Annotated in this window: 20 protein-coding genes and 1 pseudogene; 11 read left to right on the top strand and 10 right to left on the bottom strand. The window is 70.5% G+C overall.

Annotated features, from left to right (window positions below; all coding sequences use genetic code 11):
* Nucleotides 1–30: 30 nt before the first annotated feature.
* A complete protein-coding gene (locus R2B38_RS28365) occupies nt 31–213 on the top strand; it encodes a DUF6104 family protein (RefSeq protein WP_019075209.1) in 183 nt (60 codons plus the stop codon).
* A 27-nt stretch (nt 214–240) separates the two neighbouring features.
* On the opposite strand, the gene R2B38_RS28360 is transcribed toward R2B38_RS28365, so the two are convergent.
* Complete coding sequence (locus R2B38_RS28360; protein WP_318018768.1) at nt 241–1,086, bottom strand: hypothetical protein; 846 nt, start codon at nt 1,084–1,086, stop codon at nt 241–243.
* A 224-nt stretch (nt 1,087–1,310) separates the two neighbouring features.
* Here R2B38_RS28360 and R2B38_RS28355 point away from each other — a divergent pair.
* Together R2B38_RS28355 and R2B38_RS28350 are read left to right on the top strand one after the other, a co-directional pair.
* Nucleotides 1,311–2,151, top strand: a pseudogene (locus tag R2B38_RS28355) (DUF4097 family beta strand repeat-containing protein); the annotation flags it as partial.
* Between the two features lie 387 nt (nt 2,152–2,538).
* On the top strand, nt 2,539–3,621 hold the full coding sequence (locus R2B38_RS28350) for a PadR family transcriptional regulator (protein WP_318018766.1): 1,083 nt from the start codon (nt 2,539–2,541) through the stop codon (nt 3,619–3,621).
* A 152-nt stretch (nt 3,622–3,773) separates the two neighbouring features.
* Here the strand turns inward: R2B38_RS28350 and R2B38_RS28345 are convergent, their stop codons facing one another.
* The 4 genes from R2B38_RS28345 to R2B38_RS28330 all read right to left on the bottom strand — a co-directional run bounded on the left by R2B38_RS28345 (nt 3,774) and on the right by R2B38_RS28330 (nt 7,352).
* A complete protein-coding gene (locus tag R2B38_RS28345) occupies nt 3,774–4,346 on the bottom strand; it encodes a Clp protease N-terminal domain-containing protein (RefSeq protein ID WP_318018765.1) in 573 nt (190 codons plus the stop codon).
* Nucleotides 4,346–4,555, bottom strand: a complete 210-nt coding sequence (locus tag R2B38_RS28340; protein WP_033282107.1) for a helix-turn-helix domain-containing protein — start codon at nt 4,553–4,555, stop codon at nt 4,346–4,348. Before R2B38_RS28340 ends, R2B38_RS28345 begins: the two co-directional genes overlap by 1 nt.
* Before the next feature lie 136 nt (nt 4,556–4,691).
* Nucleotides 4,692–5,657 (bottom strand): zinc-binding dehydrogenase, encoded by a 966-nt coding sequence (locus R2B38_RS28335; protein WP_318018764.1) that lies wholly within the window; start codon nt 5,655–5,657, stop codon nt 4,692–4,694.
* 471 nt (nt 5,658–6,128) lie between these two features.
* The gene (locus R2B38_RS28330; protein WP_318018763.1) at nt 6,129–7,352 is read right to left on the bottom strand and encodes an NADP-dependent malic enzyme; all 1,224 of its coding nucleotides are present in this window, start codon (nt 7,350–7,352) and stop codon (nt 6,129–6,131) included.
* 501 nt (nt 7,353–7,853) lie between these two features.
* Between R2B38_RS28330 and R2B38_RS28325 the strand changes: the two genes are divergently transcribed.
* Genes R2B38_RS28325 through R2B38_RS28315 form a run of 3 tightly spaced genes read left to right on the top strand, consistent with a single transcriptional unit; the run spans nt 7,854 to nt 10,582 of the window.
* Nucleotides 7,854–8,804: an ABC transporter substrate-binding protein gene (locus R2B38_RS28325; protein WP_318018762.1), complete on the top strand. Its 951-nt coding sequence runs from the start codon at nt 7,854–7,856 to the stop codon at nt 8,802–8,804.
* 33 nt (nt 8,805–8,837) lie between these two features.
* Nucleotides 8,838–9,776: an amino acid ABC transporter permease gene (locus R2B38_RS28320; protein WP_318018761.1), complete on the top strand. Its 939-nt coding sequence runs from the start codon at nt 8,838–8,840 to the stop codon at nt 9,774–9,776.
* Between the two features lie 53 nt (nt 9,777–9,829).
* On the top strand, nt 9,830–10,582 hold the full coding sequence (locus R2B38_RS28315) for an amino acid ABC transporter ATP-binding protein (protein WP_318021809.1): 753 nt from the start codon (nt 9,830–9,832) through the stop codon (nt 10,580–10,582).
* 233 nt (nt 10,583–10,815) lie between these two features.
* Here the strand turns inward: R2B38_RS28315 and R2B38_RS28310 are convergent, their stop codons facing one another.
* On the bottom strand, nt 10,816–11,574 hold the full coding sequence (locus R2B38_RS28310; RefSeq protein ID WP_318018760.1) for a class I SAM-dependent methyltransferase: 759 nt from the start codon (nt 11,572–11,574) through the stop codon (nt 10,816–10,818).
* Between the two features lie 143 nt (nt 11,575–11,717).
* Here R2B38_RS28310 and R2B38_RS28305 point away from each other — a divergent pair, with 143 nt between their 5' ends.
* Nucleotides 11,718–12,347, top strand: a complete 630-nt coding sequence (locus R2B38_RS28305) for a CGNR zinc finger domain-containing protein (RefSeq protein WP_318018759.1) — start codon at nt 11,718–11,720, stop codon at nt 12,345–12,347.
* Here R2B38_RS28305 and sodX read toward each other — a convergent pair.
* Nucleotides 12,251–12,685, bottom strand: a complete 435-nt coding sequence (sodX, locus tag R2B38_RS28300) for a nickel-type superoxide dismutase maturation protease (protein WP_318018758.1) — start codon at nt 12,683–12,685, stop codon at nt 12,251–12,253. The genes R2B38_RS28305 and sodX overlap by 97 nt on opposite strands.
* Before the next feature lie 145 nt (nt 12,686–12,830).
* On the opposite strand from sodX, the gene sodN reads away from it, so the two are divergent.
* From sodN to R2B38_RS28280, 4 genes are all read left to right on the top strand, one after another.
* Entirely contained in the window at nt 12,831–13,226 is a 396-nt protein-coding gene (gene sodN / locus R2B38_RS28295; RefSeq protein WP_019058247.1) for a superoxide dismutase, Ni, read from the top strand.
* A 147-nt stretch (nt 13,227–13,373) separates the two neighbouring features.
* Complete coding sequence (locus tag R2B38_RS28290) at nt 13,374–13,784, top strand: helix-turn-helix transcriptional regulator (protein WP_318018757.1); 411 nt, start codon at nt 13,374–13,376, stop codon at nt 13,782–13,784.
* Nucleotides 13,785–13,794: 10 nt separating this feature from the next.
* Complete coding sequence (locus R2B38_RS28285; RefSeq protein WP_318018756.1) at nt 13,795–14,211, top strand: VOC family protein; 417 nt, start codon at nt 13,795–13,797, stop codon at nt 14,209–14,211.
* Nucleotides 14,212–14,254: 43 nt separating this feature from the next.
* Nucleotides 14,255–15,004 carry a VOC family protein gene (locus R2B38_RS28280; RefSeq protein ID WP_318018755.1) on the top strand — a complete coding sequence of 250 codons (750 nt, stop codon included), beginning with the start codon at nt 14,255–14,257 and terminating at the stop codon, nt 15,002–15,004.
* 10 nt (nt 15,005–15,014) lie between these two features.
* On the opposite strand, the gene R2B38_RS28275 is transcribed toward R2B38_RS28280, so the two are convergent.
* The 3 genes from R2B38_RS28275 to R2B38_RS28265 all read right to left on the bottom strand — a co-directional run bounded on the left by R2B38_RS28275 (nt 15,015) and on the right by R2B38_RS28265 (nt 17,376).
* Entirely contained in the window at nt 15,015–15,359 is a 345-nt protein-coding gene (locus R2B38_RS28275) for a DUF952 domain-containing protein (protein ID WP_318018754.1), read from the bottom strand.
* Nucleotides 15,360–15,392: 33 nt separating this feature from the next.
* Nucleotides 15,393–15,989, bottom strand: coding sequence for a GNAT family N-acetyltransferase (locus tag R2B38_RS28270; RefSeq protein WP_318018753.1), 597 nt, complete (start codon nt 15,987–15,989; stop codon nt 15,393–15,395).
* A 292-nt stretch (nt 15,990–16,281) separates the two neighbouring features.
* Nucleotides 16,282–17,376 carry a family 2 encapsulin nanocompartment cargo protein polyprenyl transferase gene (locus R2B38_RS28265; RefSeq protein WP_411978588.1) on the bottom strand — a complete coding sequence of 365 codons (1,095 nt, stop codon included), beginning with the start codon at nt 17,374–17,376 and terminating at the stop codon, nt 16,282–16,284.
* Between the last annotated feature and the right edge of the window lie 19 nt (nt 17,377–17,395).

Here is a 17,395-nt window from a genome sequence, read left to right as displayed (position 1 = left end):
CGGCCGTTTGCGCGCACTTATCCTTGACCCATGTACTTCACGGACCGTGGCATCGAGGAACTGGAGAAGCGACGCGGCGAGGAAGAGGTCACCTTCGAGTGGCTGGCCGAGCAGCTCCGCACCTTCGTCGACCTGAACCCGGACTTCGAGGTCCCGGTGGAACGCCTGGCGACCTGGCTGGCCCGCCTGGACGACGAGGACGACGACGAGTAGTTCCTACGACGCTCCCGCCGGGGCGTGTCAGTCGCGCGGGCGGGCGAAGTCGTAGGCGAGGCCCAGCGCCCCGTGCGCCAGGAGCAGCGCCCCCGCGACGATCCAGCCTCCGCTACGGCGTCGTAGGCCCCAGGTCGTGAGCGGGAGGCCCGCCGCCAGCTGGGTCAGGGCGAGGGCGCGTGCTCTGGGGGTGCCGGACCAGGGCATCCAGGGTCCGAGGCGGCTGCAGTCGACCGCGTCGAGTTCCGCGCGGACCGCCTCACGCCAGCCCGCCCACTCAACCTGCTGGGCATCGGGGCGCACGCGGACGATCTCCCGGAGGCGGTCGGCGGATTCACCCGGGGTGAGGCCGGTGGGGAGTGCCACTCCCGCGCGCGTGAGGACCGCGAGGAGGCCCCGGAGGCGGGCGCGGGCGTCGGCTTCCGGGTCCGGTCTCGTGAGCTCGTCCAGGGACTGCAGGTCCAGTACGGGGTCCAGGCCCAGGCGGACGGCGAAGGTGCGCATGGCCTCGTCCTCGCCGGCCGGGGTGCCGTCGGTGAGCCAGACGTAGCCGACGGGGCGGCGGAAACCGGAGGCCAGGGTGTAGCCCGCGCGGTCGGCGTCCCACCACAGGGCGAGTACGGGCCAGGGAGCGCCGACGGCGAGCGCGGTGGCCCAGCCGGTGAGGACGCGGTCGACCGGTTCGTCGCCGTGCAGCCAGGGCTTGCCCTCGGGGACGAGCACGCTCCAGTCGTCGCCCGCGCGGGTCAGCAGCATGCGTTCGCGGAGCGGGTGGGCCGCCTGGGCGACGGACTCGGGGTCGGCCCGGCACAGCAGCAGGGCGCCCGGGGTGGCACCGGTCCGGTGTCTGGCCTGCGGCTTCTCCGTCGACATGATCACACGCTAGGGCAATGTGCCCATTTCCGCCGGTTGCTCGAAGCCGGGCGCTCGACACCCACCCCCTCCAACTCCCGACCTCCGACCTCCGGTGCTCACCGGAACGAGTGTCTTGACTTTCCCGATCCGCGATATATCGTGTTTCTTGGAAGACGCGATATGGCGCGTCGTGTCCGGTCCCGTGTCCCGTCCTGTCCGGTTAGGCCGAGGAGGTCTGCATCATGTCCGAGTGGTCCGTCGCAGAGCCCAAGAAGCTCACGTTCGACGAGCCCGTGAGCGATCTCCACGTGCGCATCGTCAACGGAACGGTGAACGTCGTGGGGACGGACGAGGGTTCCGCCCGCATGGAAATCTCCGAGATCGACGGGCCGCCCCTGGTGGTGACCCAGAACAACGGCACGCTGACGGTGGCCTACGAGGACCTCCCCTGGAAGGGCTTCCTCAAGTGGCTCGACCGGAAGGGCTGGCGGCGCAGCGCGGTGGTCTCCCTGGCCGTGCCCGCGAGCACCCGGGTCGAGGTCGGGGTGGTCGGCGCCGCTGCCGTCGTCTCCGGGATCAGCGGGCCTTCGGTGGTGCGGGGGGTCACCGGCGACACGACCCTCGTCAGCCTCTCCGGATCGGTCCGCGCCGAGACGGTCTCCGGGAACCTGGAGGCGCAGGCCGTCACCGGCGACCTCCGCTTCAACTCGGTCTCCGGCGATCTCACCGTCGTCGAGGGCTCCGGCCCGTCCGTGCGCGCCGAGTCGGTGAGCGGCTCCATGATCGTGGACCTCGACCCGGACGGCCCGACCGACGTCCGGCTGACCAACGTCTCGGGCGAGATCGCCATCCGGCTGCCGCACCCGGCGGACGCGGACGTCGAGGCAAACACGGCGAGCGGTTCGATCTCCAACGCCTTCGACGGGCTGCGGGTGCACGGCCAGTGGGGTGCCCACAAGATCACCGGGCGGCTGGGCGCGGGCACCGGAAAGCTGCGTGCGACGACCGTCTCCGGTTCGATCGCGCTGCTGCGGCGGCCGGCGACGGAGGACGAGGGCGAGGACGGTCCGTGGGACGGGCCCACGGAGGTGACCGTCACCGCGACACGGGCCGACAAGACACCTCGGCCCGACATGACGAAGGGGCCTGACGTCACGGCGGGGCCCGATGTGGCGACGGGACCCGAGGACAGCGCGCGGGGCGGCACGGCTGAGGATGCGAGGCCCGAGGAGAAGGGGCTGCCGGACGCGCCGGGCACCTCGGCGGACGCGCCCGCGCCGGGCGCCGCGGACGACACCGCCGGGGAGCCGGGAACCGGGGAGACCAGGGCTCCGGATGCTTCGGACGACGCTTCCGGTGCCCCTGTGGACGGGGCTCAGGGCGACTCGGGGGACAATTCCGTTTCCGGCCCGGGCGGTGCTTCCGGCACCGACGTGGCCGACGGCACGACCGACAAGAAGGTGCTCTGACATGCCTCCCGTCTTCGCCCACGGCCGCCTCCGCCTCTACCTGCTGAAGCTGCTGGACGAGGCCCCCCGACACGGCTACGAGGTCATCCGCCTCCTGGAGGAGCGCTTCCAGGGGCTGTACGCACCGTCGGCGGGCACGGTCTACCCGCGCCTGTCCAAGCTGGAGGCCGAGGGCCTGGTCACCCACACCACCGAGGGCGGCCGCAAGGTGTACGCCATCACGGACGCCGGCCGCGCCGAACTGGCCGACCGCAGCGGCGAGTTGGCCGACCTGGAGCTGGAGATCCGCGAGTCGGTCGCCGAACTCGCCGCCGAGATCCGGGCCGACGTCCGGGGCGCGGCGGGCGATCTGCGCCGCGAGATGCGCGCGGCGGCCACCGAGGCCCGGCAGGGAGCGAGGACCGGGCGGGGCCGGCCGGGCGAACACGACGCCCCCGCCGGGGACTTCACGGACTTCGGTGACAAGGAGTCGTGGCGCGCCGCCAAGGAGGAGATGCGCCGCGCCAAGCAGGAGTGGAAGGAACAGGCCCGCCGCGCCAAGGACGAGAGCCGCCGGGCCCGCGAGGAGGCCCAGCAGGCCCGGCGCCAGGCCAAGGAAGCACAGGCGCGGGCCTGGGCGCAGGCCCAGGAGGAGATGCAGCGCATCGGCCGCCAGGTCCAGGAGCACGCCCAGGACCACTTCGCGCGCGGCGACTGGCCCACCGGGGTGCGGGAGAGCCTGACCGAACTGGCCAAGGAGTTCGGCGACTTCGGGAAGGAGTTCGGCAAGGACTTCGGGTTCGGGGGGCGGCCGAGCACCGCCAAGTCGGCTCCGACAACGCCACCCGGGGGATCAGCACCCGAGTACAGCCAGACCCCGGAGGACTTCCCCGCCGAGTACGAACCGACCTGGGCCCACGAGGACTCCACCGGTGAACCGGCCCGCGATCTGGACCGGCTCCTCGACCGCTTCCGGGACGACATCCGTGACGCGGCCCGCGACCACGGCGTCACCGAGGACCAACTCCGCGACACCCGCCGCCACTTGTCCGCGGCGGCGGCACACATCGGGGCGGTGCTGCGCGGCGGCGACCGCAAGGCCTGAGGGGCGAGCGGATCGAGAGCCAGCGGGGTGATGCGCCCAGGAATCAAGCCCGGGCACACCACCCCGCCGCGCAGGTCCCCGAGCCCCAGGCACCTCAACTCCCAGGCACCCCAAGTCCCAGGCGCCTCAAGCCCCAGGCACCCCGGGGCCCCTCAGCTCGCCGCCCTCGCCTCTCCCCCGCCGTACAGCACGCGCGTCACCGCCTCGTGGGTCACCCCGTGATCGGCGAGCACCTCGCCCGGCACCCCGGGGAGGATGGTCAGGGCGAGGAGGAGGTGCTCGTCGCCGATGTGCCGGTCGCGGTGGGAGACGGCGATGCGCAGGGACTTCTCCAGGACGTTCTTGGCGCCGCGGCTGAAGGTCCGGCGGCCCGACCACGACTCCTTGAACCTCCCCTCGCCGGACATCGCCCCGACACCGTGGACCTCCTCGACCCGGGCGACGATCTCCGAGACGTCGATCCCGAGCCCGGCGAGCGCGTCGGCCTCGGCCTGCGAGAGCCCCGCACGCCGGCGCGCGTCGCCGAGAGCCTGTCGTACGGACTCCTTGCGTTCCTCGGGAGCGAGACCGAGGGCGGTCAGGACGAAGGAGGCCCGGCTGCCCCGGCGGTCGAGGAGGGCCAGCAGCAGGTGCTCGGGGTCGACGGAGCCGGGCCCCGACCGCTCGCGGTGCTCCACCGCGCCCTGCACCACGGCGCGGGCGTCCTTCGTGAACCGTTCGAACATCACTGCCTCCCGTACTTCTTGTGCACGGCCTGCCTGCTGACACCGAGTTCCGCGGCGATCTCCTGCCACGACCAGCCCTGGTTGCGCGCACTGCGCACCTGCACCGCCTCCAACTGCTCCACCAGCCTGCGCAGCGCGGAGACGGCACGCAGGCCGATCCGTGGATCACGGTCACCCGCGCGCTCGGCGAGATCCGTTGCTTCGGTCATGATGTCAACCTACGTTGACACGCCGCACATGTCAACCAAAGTTGACAACGGGTATCGGCGAACGCGGTACCGACGAACGCCAACGGCCGGCCCGGAGAACCGGACCGGCCGTCGAGCCGCGCAACGGGGCGAAGGGCTAACCGTTGGTGAGCACGATCTTGCCGAACTGGCCGCCGGAGTCGAGCCGTTCGAAGCCCTCCCGGGCACGGTCCATGGGCAGCACCTCGTCGATGACCGGCCGCACACCGGTGACGGCGCAGAAGGCGAGCAGATCCTCCAGCTCGTCCTTGGTGCCCATGGTCGAGCCGACGACCTTGAGTTCGAGGAAGAAGATGCGGGTGAGTTCGGCGTGCGAGGGCCGGTCGCCGCTGGTGGCGCCGGAGATGACGATCGTGCCGCCGGGCTTCAGCGACTTGACCGAGTGGGACCAGGTCGCGGCGCCGACGGTCTCGATGACGGCGTCGACGCGCTGCGGCAGCCGCGCCCCCGGTTCCACCGCCTCCAGGGCACCGAGCTCCAGCGCCCGCTTCCGCTTCGCCTCGTCCCTGCTGGTCGCGAAGACACGCAGACCCGCCGCCTTGGCAAGGACGATGGCAGCCGTGGCGACGCCCCCGCCGGCACCCTGCACGAGCACCGAATCACCGGGCCGCACACCGGAGTTGGTGAAGAGCATGCGGTACGCCGTCAGCCAGGCGGTGGGCAGACAGGCGGCCTCCGCGAAGGAGAGTTCCCTCGGCTTCGGCAGGACGTTCCACGTCGGTACGGCGACCCGCTCGGCGAAGGTGCCCTGGTAGTGCTCGGTGAGGATGGAACGGGGTTCCTTGGGACCGACGCCGTGACCGGTCTGGCCGATGACGGAGTGCAGGACGACCTCGTTGCCGTCCTCGTCGACACCGGCGGCGTCGCAGCCGAGGATCATCGGCAGCTTGTCCTCGGCGAGGCCGACGCCGCGCAGGGACCAGAGGTCGTGGTGGTTGAGGGAGGCGGCCCTGACGTCGACGACACTCCAGCCCGGCCGGGCCTCGGGGGCGGGACGCTCCCCCAACTCAAGGCCGGAGAGCGGCTGGTCGCGGTCGATTCGGGCGGCGTAGACGGCGAACATGCCCCCGACGATAGGCTCCGCCGGTTGACCAGGGAACTACCTCGCGGTGTGACAGACGCCCTCTTGCCATCGAGTACGGGGCATGGGGCCGAGCACCTCTGGGGGCTGCGCCCCCAGCCCCCCCGCCGTCATCGGCCTGAACGGCCTCGTCCTCAAACGCCGGACAGGCTGGAGAGTGACCGCCGCCCCCAGCGCAGCCGTCAGCCCGCAACGCCCGCAGCACCCACAACACCCGCAACACCCGCAGCACCCGCAGCACCCGCAGCCGCCGACCGACCCGCCCCACCCACGGCAAATGCCCACCCTTTAAGCGCGCGTAACGGGTGGGCGGGCGGGAAAAAGAAGGCCCCACGGCCCGCAGCCGCCCAACGACACCAGCCCCCCACGGCAAACGCCCACCCCCCAAGTCACCCGAACGGGCGGGCGGGTGGGCAAAAAAGGGCCCCGCCCAAACGGACGGGGCCACAAGGGTCACCGCCGGGCAACCCCCTCCGCCCGCGCCGCCGCAGCAACCGCCGCGGTAACCGCAGGCGCCACCCGCTCGTCGAAGGGCGACGGAATGACATAGTCCGCGGCGAGATCGTCCCCCACGACACCGGCCAACGCCTCCGCCGCCGCGATCTTCATCCCCTCCGTGATCCGAGACGCCCGCACCTGCAGCGCCCCCGCGAAGATCCCCGGAAACGCCAGCACGTTGTTGATCTGGTTCGGGAAGTCGGACCGGCCCGTGGCGACGACCGCCGCGTACTTGTGCGCCACATCCGGGTGCACCTCGGGATCCGGGTTGGCCATCGCGAAGACGAACGCACCCTCGGCCATGGAAGCCACGGCAGGCTCCGGCACCGTACCCCCGGAAACCCCGATGAAGACGTCCGCACCTTCCAGCGCCGCCTCCAACGACCCCGAGATACCCGCCTTGTTGGTGAGCTCGGCGAGTTCCCGCTTGACCGGCGTGAGGTCGTCCCGGTCGCGCGAGACGACACCCTTGCGGTCGGCGACAGCCACATCGCCCAGCCCCGCCTCCAGCAGGAACTTGGCGATGGCCACGCCGGCCGCACCCGCGCCGGAGATGACGGCCCGAAGCTCACCCAGCTCCCGCCCGGTAAGCCGCGCGGCGTTCCGCAGGGCCGCCAGCGTCACGATCGCCGTACCGTGCTGGTCGTCGTGGAAGACCGGGATGTCCAGCCGCTCCTGGAGCCGGCGCTCGATCTCGAAGCAGCGCGGCGCCGAGATGTCCTCCAGGTTGACACCCCCGAAGGAGGGCGCGAGCCGCACGACGGTCTCGATGATCTCGTCGACGCCGGTGCAGTCCAGCGCGATCGGCACCGCGTCCACGCCGCCGAACTGCTTGAACAGGATCGCCTTGCCCTCCATGACCGGGAGGGAGGCCTCGGGACCGATGTCGCCGAGTCCGAGCACGGCCGTACCATCCGTCACGACGGCGACCACGGACGACTTCCATGTGTAGTCGTGGACGAGGTCCGGCTGCTCGGCGATCGCGGTGCACACGCGCGCGACGCCGGGTGTGTACGCGAGGGACAGGTCGTCCTTGTCGCGGATCGGCACGGTGGCCTGCACGGCCATCTTGCCGCCGCGGTGCAGCGCGAACGCAGGATCGAAGGAATCGAGGGGCTCGGCCCCGCCGTCCTGATCCGTACTGCTGTCGCTGCGAGGATTGACGATCTCCGCTGCCACTTTGTCTTACCCCTTAAGTCTTCATTGATTTTGAGGGTGGCCACTCCCTGGTGAGGGGTGGGCGGGCACCGCGCAGGGCCCAGAGAATTGATGCGTACGAGCACCTGCGCGACGGGCGCGCCGCACACGCGCCCTGAGCCCCGGATGAGGGGTGTAGAGAACCTTCTTACCGGACGGACACCGCCGAGGACGAGTCCAATAGGCGCAAGGTCACATCCCGTCCGCCTAGGGCGGAACGATGATCGATCACATCGTGAGACATGCCGAAGATCTTCCGGCCGGAACGAGTGATTCCAGCAGATGGTCCGTGATCAGGGCGTCTCGATGTACCGACCTGATGCGATTCGGGGTTCACCCGTTATCCGATTTTGACATGGCTACTCCCCTGAATGGTTCAGTCCGAATGGCAAGATGCCCTAATCACACGAGGTCGCGACACCCGAAGGTGTGTGTTCTCGTCGACCCGTCGGCACCGCCATCCATCCGCCGGAGGAACCCACCATGACCGCAAGATTCACCCGTCGTACGACCGCCGCGCACACCCGGCTCACCGCGGTCGGTGCGATCGCGGTCGCCGGCACCCTGCTGCTCGCCGGCTGTGGTGACCAGACCAAGAAGGACGACTCCAGCTCGTCCGCCAGCTCGGCCCCGCTGGCGAGCAAGCTGCCCTCCGCGATCCGCGACAAGGGCGTCATCACGGTCGGCTCGGACATCGCGTACGCGCCGGTCGAGTTCAAGGACAACTCCGGCAAGGTCGTCGGTCTCGACCCGGACCTCGGCGCCGCGATGGGCAAGCAGCTCGGGGTGAAGTTCGAGTTCCAGAACGGCACATTCGACGCGCTGCTCACGGGTCTGCGGTCCAACCGCTACGACATCGCGATGTCGGCGATGACGGACAACAAGAACCGCCAGGACGGCGTCGACCCCGACACGGGCAAGAAGGTCGGCGAGGGCGTCGACTTCGTCGACTACCTGACCGCCGGCGTCTCGATCTACACGCGCAAGGGCGACACCGAGAACATCGCCTCGTGGTCCGACCTGTGCGGCAAGAAGCTCGCGGTCGAGCGCGGCACGGTCTCCGAGGACCTCGCCAAGACCGAGACGAAGAAGTGTACGGGCGGCAAGAAGATCACCATCGAGCCCTTCGACGACGACCAGCAGGCCCAGACCCGGCTGCGCTCGGGCGGCGCGGACGCGGCCTCCTCCGACTTCCCGGTCGCGGCCTACGCCGTGAAGACCTCCGGCGGCGGCAAGGACTTCCAGCTCGTCGGCGACCAGGTCGAGGCGGCGCCGTACGGTATCGCGGTCGCCAAGAGCGACACGCAGCTGCGGGACGCGCTGAAGGCCGCGATGGACGCCGTGATCAAGAGCGGTGAGTACCAGAAGATCCTGACGAAGTGGGGCGCCGAGGACGGTGCCGTCAAGTCGTCCGTGATCAACGGCGGCAAGTGACCGCGGGACCGCCGTCGCTGAGAGGCAACATCCGTGACTACTGACATCGACGGGGCGCCGGGGCCGCAGGACGCGCCCCCGGCCGCCCCGAAACCCATCAAGGCCATCCCGGTCCGGCACTACGGCCGCTACGTCTCCGCCGTGATCGCGATCGGCATCCTGGTCTCGATCATCTACGCGTTCGGCCAGGGCAAGATCAACTGGCATGCCGTACCAGACTACTTCTTCGACCACCGGATCATGACCGGTGTCTACAAGACCCTCCTCCTGACGGTCCTGTCGATGGTCATCGGCATCGTCGGCGGCATCGGCCTCGCGGTGATGCGGCTGTCGAAGAACCCGGTGACCTCGTCGATCGCCTGGTTCTACATCTGGTTCTTCCGCGGCACCCCGGTCCTGGTCCAGCTGTTCCTCTGGTTCAACCTGGGCCTGGTCTTCGAGTACATCAACCTCGGTCCGATCTACAAGAACTACTGGTCGGACTTCATGACGCCGCTGCTGACGGCGCTGCTCGGCCTGGGCCTCAACGAGGCCGCGTACATGGCGGAGATCTGCCGCGCCGGTCTGCTCGCCGTCGACGAGGGCCAGACCGAGGCCTCGCACGCCCTGGGCATGAGCCACGCCAAGACCCTGCGCCGGATCGTGATCCCGCAGGCGATGCGCGTGATCGTGCCGCCCACGGGCAACGAAGTGATCAACATGCTGAAGACGACCTCGCTCGTGGCGGCCGTCCAGTATCCGGAACTCTTCCGCTACGCCCAGGACATCGGCCAGAACTCCGGCGCCCCGGTGGAGATGTACTTCCTCGCCGCGGCCTGGTACCTGATCATGACGTCCGTCCTGAGCGTCGGGCAGTACTACGTCGAGCGCTACTACGCCCGCGGCTCCAGCCGCGCGCTGCCGGCGACGCCGTACCAGAAGATCAAGGCGAACATGCTGTCCATCGGCCGCCCGAAGGGAGGCGCGGCATGAGTCCCGAGCTCAGCAAGACCGACGGCGCCGCTACGACCGACCCGTCGGTCCCGATGGTCAAGTCCGAGGGCGTGCACAAGTCGTTCGGCCCGGTCGAGGTCCTCAAGGGCATCGACCTGGAGGTGAAGTCCGGCGAGGTGTTCTGCCTCATCGGCCCCTCCGGCTCCGGCAAGTCGACCTTCCTGCGGTGCATCAACCACCTGGAGAAGATCAACGCGGGCCGGCTGTACGTCGACGGCGAGCTGGTCGGCTACCGCCAACAGGGCGACAAGCTCTACGAGTTGCGCGATCGCGAGGTCGCGGTGAAGCGCCGGGACATCGGCATGGTCTTCCAGCGCTTCAACCTGTTCCCGCACATGACGGCCGTGGAGAACATCATCGAGGCGCCTGTGCAGGTCAGGGGCGTCAACAAGGGCCAGGCCAAGGAGCGCGCGATGCAGCTCCTGGAGCGGGTGGGGCTGTCCGACAAGGCGCAGAACTACCCCTCGCAGCTCTCCGGCGGCCAGCAGCAACGGGTCGCGATCGCACGGGCGTTGGCGATGGACCCGAAGCTGATGCTCTTCGACGAGCCGACCTCGGCCCTCGACCCGGAGCTGGTCGGTGACGTCCTCGACGTCATGCGCGACCTCGCCGAGTCCGGGATGACGATGATCGTCGTCACCCACGAGATGGGCTTCGCCCGCGAGGTCGGCGACAGCCTCGTCTTCATGGACGGCGGCGTAGTGGTCGAATCCGGCCACCCGCGCGACGTCCTGACGAACCCTCAGCACGAGCGCACGCAGGGCTTCTTGTCCAAGGTGCTGTAGCCGCAGGTGAGTTGATCCTCCAGCGGTACGCGAGCTGACGGGGCGGTACGGGATTCCCGTACCGCCCCTTCGGCCTTTCCTACCGCTCCTCTTGGTCAGCGGCGGGGCGGGGCAGGGCGGCGAGCAGCGGTCCCCCAGGGAGTAGGGAGTTCCGGCCCGTGAAGCCGGCGTCGTCGAGCGCAACGCGCACCACCAGTGCGGCGGGCCACCCCTCAACCAACGCCCGCGCAGGCCTACTTGAGCGCGAGCAGCACCGTGTCCGACGGCGAGCACCAGACCGCCCGCGCCTCCCCGAACCCCTTCTCGCGCAGCACACGCGCGTGCCACGCCGGTGAGGGCATGTCACCGTCCGCGTGCTCGCCGTAGATCTCGTAGCGGCGGGCCGTCGGTCCGGCGAGGACGGGGTCCTGGGCGGCGAGCCGCCACCACTCGGCCCAGTCGAGGGCGCCGTTCCGCTTGGCCTGATCCATCTGCGTGTGCCGGTGCGCGCGCTCCGCCGCGTTGATCCTGGGCGTCGACTCGTCGATCATGTGGTCCGCGTTCATGAAGACACCGCCGTCGCGGACGAGTCCCGCGACCTGACCGTAGAGGGCCGCGAGGGGTTCGCTGTGCAGCCAGTGGAGGGCCGTGGCGGTCAGCACGGCGTCGTACGAGTCGTACGGCAGGCTCGTCGTCCACTCCGGGTCCTTGAGGTCGGCCGTCACGAAGGTGACCCGCTCGTCGTCCGCGAAGGTGCCCTCGGCGATGGCGAGGAGGGCCGGGTCGAGGTCGACACCGGTGCTGGTGGCCTCGGGGAAGCGGGCGAGCAGCCGGGCGGTGATGCTGCCGGTGCCGCAGGCGAGGTCAAGCACGCGGGGTGCGGGGCCGGTGAGGGCCTCGACCATGTCGAGCATGATCCGGAAGCGGTCCTCCCGGTCGGGCATGTACCACTCCTGCTGCCGGTCCCAGCTCTCCTGCCAGGCCTGCCAGTCGGTTCCGACACCGGTCGTCATAGAGGACCCCCTGTCCACGCACTGTCGTAGCACCACTGCTGCAGCACCACTGCCGCAGCACCACTGTCGTAATACCCTGGAAGCACGATCAGCTGTTACCCGACCGCATCCACGACCATAGAGCGCCTCCGTAAGGACTACAAGTGGAACTGGCCTATTACTCGGACTACGCCGTACGCCTCGTCAACACCGAGGAACCGGCGCGGGGCAAGGACGCCCTCACCTCGGTCGAGGCCGTGCGGGACCTGTTCGGCACCAACCAGGAGGCGGCCCGCCGCGCCGCCGAGGCCGACGTCACCCGCTTCCGCTCGGTCCGGGCCCGGCTGCGGGCGGTCTTCGAGGCGGCGGACGGCGGCGACGAGACCCTCTCCGTGAACCTGCTGAACTCACTCCTGCTGGAGTTCCCGGTCAGCCCGCAGATCTCCGGGCACAACTTCCGGGACGACGACGGCCGCCCGCTGTGGCACATGCACCTCGCGGACCACCCGTCGAACGCGACGGCCGGCTACGCGGCGATCGCGGCGATGGGCCTGGCCTTCCATCTCACCGAGTACGGCGTCGACCGCCTGGGCCTGTGCGAGGCGGCACCGTGCCGCAACGCCTATCTGGACACCTCGACGAACCGCTCCCGGCGCTACTGCTCGGACCGCTGCGCGACCCGGGCCAACGTGGCCGCCTACCGGGCCCGGAAGCGCCTGGAGGCCGACCGGTCGGAGAGCACGGGCCTGGCGGCGGAGAGCGCCCAGCGGACGAGCGCGACCGGCGAACGCTGACCGGCCTTCGGCGGCCGGTACCGGAAACGCACCTTGCCCAGCACCAGTTCCTCGGGCACGGCGCCGTAGTCCGTGCTGTCCCCGCCGGCGAACGCGTTGTCCCCCAGCACCCACCAGCCCCCGTCCCGGCGCTCCGCGGCCCGCTTGACGACCAGCAGGTCCTGCTGGAACGGATGCCGCAGCACGACGATGTCCCCGGGCCTGACCCTGGCGCCGTACTGCACCACGAGCAGATCCCCGTGACACAGCGTCGGCACCATGGACGGCCCGGTCACCTCTGCCGTCCCGAAGGGCAGCACGGCCCTCCCACGCTCGGTCTCCTGCGACAGCTCCGGCATCCCCGGCACCTCCCCGGTCCTATCCTCCACCAGTCTGAGTCCGACCCTGGACTTTTGTCCTAAGCCCATGGGGGCACTCGCGAAATCAGCTTCTCCAGGGAGTAATGTCCCACCTGAGAAGACGATCACGAGGAAGGAACGCTCCATGCTTTCCCGCCTGTTTGCCCCCAAGGTGAAGGTCAGCGCGCACTGCGACCTGCCCTGCGGTGTGTACGACCCGGCCCAGGCCCGCATCGAGGCGGAGTCGGTGAAGGCCGTGCAGGACAAGATGGCCGCCAACGACGACCCGCACTTCCAGGCGCGCGCCATCGTCATCAAGGAGCAGCGCGCCGAGCTCGCGAAGCACCACGTCTCGGTGCTCTGGAGCGACTACTTCAAGCCCCCGCACTTCGAGAAGTACCCGGAGCTGCACCAGCTGGTCAACGACACCCTGAAGGCCCTCTCGGCCGCCAAGGCGTCCACCGACCCGGCGACGGGCCAGAAGGCGCTCGACTACATCGCCCAGATCGACAAGATCTTCTGGGAGACCAAGAAGGCCTGACACCCAGTCGGCCTGTCCCGACCGACCGGCGATCGGTGCACCATCGCAGGTCAGTGGGTTTGAGGAAGGGGCTCCGTCGGTTCACCGGCGGGGCCCCTTCCCCGTACCCGACCCAGCCGCGGCAGCCCCCGTGCCATCCTGGACGACGTGAACCGCGACGACCTCGTACGGCTGCGCCAGGCCCGTGACCGCATGAACCGCGAGTACGCCGAACCGCTCGACATGGCCTCGATCGCGCGGACCGCGCTGATGTCCCCGGGCCACTTCCAGCGGAGTTTCCGCGCCGCGTACGGGGAGACGCCGTACAGCTATCTCATGACCCGGCGGATAGAGCGCGCGAAGGCCCTCCTCCGACGCGGCGACCTGAGCGTGACCGAGGTCTGCATGGCCGTCGGATGTACGTCCCTCGGTTCCTTCAGCTCCCGCTTCACCGAGCTGGTCGGGGAGACGCCCAGTGCCTACCGCGCCCGCTCCCACGAGGCGGGCGCGGTGATCCCGTCCTGCGTGGCCCGGGTTTTCACCCGGCCGAACCGGGCGGGACCGCCCCTCCGGCCCTAGCCTGTCGTCCATGGACCTGAAACTCCGCCAGTGCTTCATCGCCGTCGACGACCACGACAAGGCGCTCGCCTTCTACTGCGACGTCCTGGAGCTGGAAATCCGTAACGACGTCGGTTTCGAGGGCATGCGGTGGGTGACCGTGGGGTCGCCGTTGCAGCCGGACGTGGAGATCGTCCTGGAGCCGCCGGCCGCGAACCCGGACGCCTCCCCCGCCGACAAGCAGGCCATGGCCGAACTCCTCGCCAAGGGCACCCTGCGCGGGGTCAACTTCACCACCGCCGACTGCGACGCCCTCTACGCCCGCGTCCAGGAGTCCGGCGCCGAGGTGGTCCAGGAACCGACGGACCAGCCCTACGGCGTCCGCGACTGCGCGTTCCGCGACCCGGCCGGGAACATGCTGCGGTTCATGCAGCGGAGCGAGGACTGAAAACACACGGGGCAGTCGCGGGCCTCGCGCCTACGATCACGCCATGAGCGCACCCACCGTCCGCTGGACCTACGCCTTCATCGACCGCCCGCACAGCCGCCTCGGCCCCGCCCGCGACTTCTGGACGGCGGTCACGGACACCCGGCTGTCCGAACTCCGGGGTGACGAGGGCGAGTTCGTCACCCTGCTGCCCGACGGCACCGACGCCTGCGCGAAGATCCAGGGCGTCGGGGCCGGCCCGGGTGGCGCTCATCTCGACTTCTCCGTCGAGGACGTACCGGCGTTCGTGAGCGCCGCGCTGCGACTCGGCGCCGACACCGTCGCCGAGCACGACGGCTGGGCCGTACTCCGGTCCCCCGCAGGGCAGTTGTTCTGCGCGGTCCCCTGGCACGGCGAGTCACTACGGCCGCCCGTGGTGGTCGGCACCCGCCTCGACCAGGTCTCCCTCGACATCGGCCCCGGCACCTACGACGCCGAACTCGCCTTCTGGAGCGCCCTGTTGCCCGACTGGGCCGCACTGCCGGGTGCGCTCCCCGAGTTCCACGTGCTCAAGCCGCCGCCCGGCCTGCCGATCCGCATCCTGCTCCAACGCCTCGGCGAGGACCGCCCCGCCGCCGCCCATCTCGACCTGGCCTGCGCGGACATCGACGAGGCCGTCGTGGTGCACGAGCACCTCGGCGCGACCGTCGTCTCCCAAGGCAAGCACTGGACCGTGATGCGGGACCCGGCGGGCGGCACCTACTGCCTGACCGGCCGCGACCCGGAGACCGGCGGGCTGCCCAACCGGGCCTGAGGCGACGGGCTCAGCCCGTCCACACCTCCACGTCCACCACCGCGCCCACCGGAATCGCCCCGTACACATGCGGGAACTCCTCACCGCCCGGCTCCGGCGCCTCGTACTTCAGCGATGCGTCGAGCCGTGCCGGGTCCACGACCAGGACCACCAGCTCGTCCGGGCCGTCGTAGGAACCGTACAAAAAGGCCGCCACGCGCGGGAGTTGGGCGCGGGTCGAACAGTGGATGAAGCCCTCCTCCTGGAGGGTGCGGCCACGGGTCGACCACGCGTAGCTCCCGCGCTCGCGGGCCGCGTCCCACAGGGCGCGCTCGGTGATGTGGAGGATGGGGGTGGTGGGTTCATGTTCGGGCATAAGCCCACGCTACGACCCCCGCACCCGCCCTCGCTACGGCCTCGGCTCGCGCCACATCGGGTACATGCGCGGGCCGTCCGGCAGGTCGAGGGTGTGGTCGGTGAAGGTGTAGCCGAGCCGCTCGTACAGCTTGGTGCTGCGTTCGCTGCTCGCCTCCAGATACGCGGGCAGGCCCTCGCGGTCACAGCGGTCCAGGACGTGCCGGATGAGCGCGGCGCCGAGGCCCTCGCCCTGCCGGTCCGGTGCCACGGCGATCATCCACAGATACTCGTGGGCCTGGCCGGCCGGATGTGACTCGGCCATCAGCCGGGCGATCGTCTCGACCCGCTCGTTGTCGGAATCGACCAACTCCCGTAGTCCTACGGCCTCGTCCTCGCCGTCCGCCGGATGCGCCTCGGCCGGTACCGACAGCCACAGCGCGCATGCCGCGCCGTCCTCCGCGAGGTCGATACGGCCGTCGGCGAACACCGCGTCGGTGAAGGCGGCCATCAGCCGGTGGTGGGTCGTACGGCGGTACTCGGCGTCGGGAAAGACCCAGCCGCTGACCGGATCGTCCTGGAAGGCCTCGTCCAGCAGCCGGACGACCAGCTCTCTGTCGCCCGCGCCCGCCGCCCGTATCGCCACGCTCATGTTCTGCCCCTTAGTCCTCAACCACCGTCACCTGAAAGGGTGTTGAGCCTAACGGGACTTCCGGGCGAGTGAGCCGAAGGGGCGCGTCGGTGTCGAGAGGTCGAGCGCGCGGAGGCCCGCAGGGTCGAGCACGGTCGGCCTCTCGACACCGACTTTGGCGCCCCGGAGGCGAACCGAGCCTCAAAAAAAGGGGGGCCCCGCGCACCGTGGGGATGCGCGGGACCCGGTTGTCCGGGGCCTCCGGTGGCCGTGCGGGGTCAGGACCGCGCGGTTCCGGAAGGCTCCGGAGTCATCAACTGCTGCGCCGCGTCACGAACTCGGCCAGCGCGAGCAGACCGCCCGCGTCCTGCGGGTCCGGGATCGCCCGGGCCAGCTCCTGCACGGCCCGCGCCATCCGGTCGGCCGCCTGGTCCTGCGCCCAGTCCCGGCCGCCGGCCCGCTCCACGGCGAGCGCGGTGCGCTCCAACTCCCCTTCCTCGTACGGCAGTCCGTACAGTTCCGCGAGTTCCGCGGCCGCCGGTGTACCCGAGGTGAGGGCGGCGACCACGGGCAGGGACTTCTTGCGGACGGCGAGGTCGGCGCCGGCCGGTTTGCCCGTACGGCCGGGGTCGCCCCATATGCCGATGACGTCGTCGATCAGCTGGAAGGCGAGCCCGGCCTGGCGACCGAACGCGTCCAGCGCCTCGACGTCCTCGGCGGACGCCCCCGCGTACAGCGCGCCCACCGCGCAGGCGCAGCCGAGCAGCGCGCCGGTCTTGGCCTCGGCCATGGTGAGCACCTCGTCGAGGGTGACCTCGGCGGGGGCCCGCTTCTCCATGGCGGTGTCCGCGTGCTGGCCCTCGCACAGTTCGACGACGCAGTCCGCGAGCCGGGCCGCGGCGGCCGAGGACGCCGGGTGCGGGTCCTCGGCGAGCAGCCGCAGGGCCAGCGCCTGGAGGGCGTCCCCGGCGAGGATCGCGTCGGCGTCGCCGAACACGGTCCACGCGGTGGGCCGGTGCCGGCGGGTGGTGTCCCGGTCCATCACGTCGTCGTGCAGCAACGTGAAGTTGTGGACCAGCTCCACCGCCGCCGCGGCCCGCAGCGCGCCCGCCCGCGCCTGCTCGCCGCCGAGCGCGGTGGCGGCGGCGAGGACGAGGGCGGGGCGGATCGCCTTGCCCGCGTTGCCCGCCGCCGGTGTGCCGTCCGCGTGCTCCCACCCGAAGTGGTAGAGCGCGACCCTGCGCATCGAGCCGGGCAACGAGTCGATCGCCGCGCGCAGTTCGGGGTCGACGGACGTCCTGGCCCCCTCCAGGATCACCGCCGCCTCGTGCCCGTCGGGCTGCTGCGCCCTGTCGGGGTGCTGCGTCCCGTCGGGGTGCTGTTTCGTCTCCGTCCTGAACTCGGCCATGGACTCCCCCCTCGACTCG

The sequence above is a fragment of the Streptomyces sp. N50 genome (assembly GCF_033335955.1).
Lineage (GTDB): Bacteria > Actinomycetota > Actinomycetes > Streptomycetales > Streptomycetaceae > Streptomyces.
This window is presented reverse-complemented; position numbering and strand designations above follow the sequence as displayed.

Bases quoted from the DNA above. Each gene is read 5' to 3' on its own strand.
- R2B38_RS28335 (WP_318018764.1), bottom strand. From the start codon at position 5,657: ATGTTCGCCGTCTACGCCGCCCGAATCGACCGCGACCAGCCGCTCTCC.
- R2B38_RS28350 (WP_318018766.1), top strand. From the start codon at position 2,539: ATGCCTCCCGTCTTCGCCCACGGCCGCCTCCGCCTCTACCTGCTGAAG.
- R2B38_RS28315 (WP_318021809.1), top strand. From the start codon at position 9,830: ATGGTCAAGTCCGAGGGCGTGCACAAGTCGTTCGGCCCGGTCGAGGTC.
- R2B38_RS28360 (WP_318018768.1), bottom strand. From the start codon at position 1,086: ATGTCGACGGAGAAGCCGCAGGCCAGACACCGGACCGGTGCCACCCCG.
- sodX (WP_318018758.1), bottom strand. From the start codon at position 12,685: ATGCCGGAGCTGTCGCAGGAGACCGAGCGTGGGAGGGCCGTGCTGCCC.
- R2B38_RS28285 (WP_318018756.1), top strand. From the start codon at position 13,795: ATGGACCTGAAACTCCGCCAGTGCTTCATCGCCGTCGACGACCACGAC.
- R2B38_RS28270 (WP_318018753.1), bottom strand. From the start codon at position 15,989: ATGAGCGTGGCGATACGGGCGGCGGGCGCGGGCGACAGAGAGCTGGTC.
- sodN (WP_019058247.1), top strand. From the start codon at position 12,831: ATGCTTTCCCGCCTGTTTGCCCCCAAGGTGAAGGTCAGCGCGCACTGC.
- R2B38_RS28340 (WP_033282107.1), bottom strand. From the start codon at position 4,555: ATGACCGAAGCAACGGATCTCGCCGAGCGCGCGGGTGACCGTGATCCA.
- R2B38_RS28365 (WP_019075209.1), top strand. From the start codon at position 31: ATGTACTTCACGGACCGTGGCATCGAGGAACTGGAGAAGCGACGCGGC.
- R2B38_RS28345 (WP_318018765.1), bottom strand. From the start codon at position 4,346: ATGTTCGAACGGTTCACGAAGGACGCCCGCGCCGTGGTGCAGGGCGCG.
- R2B38_RS28280 (WP_318018755.1), top strand. From the start codon at position 14,255: ATGAGCGCACCCACCGTCCGCTGGACCTACGCCTTCATCGACCGCCCG.
- R2B38_RS28325 (WP_318018762.1), top strand. From the start codon at position 7,854: ATGACCGCAAGATTCACCCGTCGTACGACCGCCGCGCACACCCGGCTC.
- R2B38_RS28310 (WP_318018760.1), bottom strand. From the start codon at position 11,574: ATGACGACCGGTGTCGGAACCGACTGGCAGGCCTGGCAGGAGAGCTGG.
- R2B38_RS28265 (WP_411978588.1), bottom strand. From the start codon at position 17,376: ATGGCCGAGTTCAGGACGGAGACGAAACAGCACCCCGACGGGACGCAG.
- R2B38_RS28275 (WP_318018754.1), bottom strand. From the start codon at position 15,359: ATGCCCGAACATGAACCCACCACCCCCATCCTCCACATCACCGAGCGC.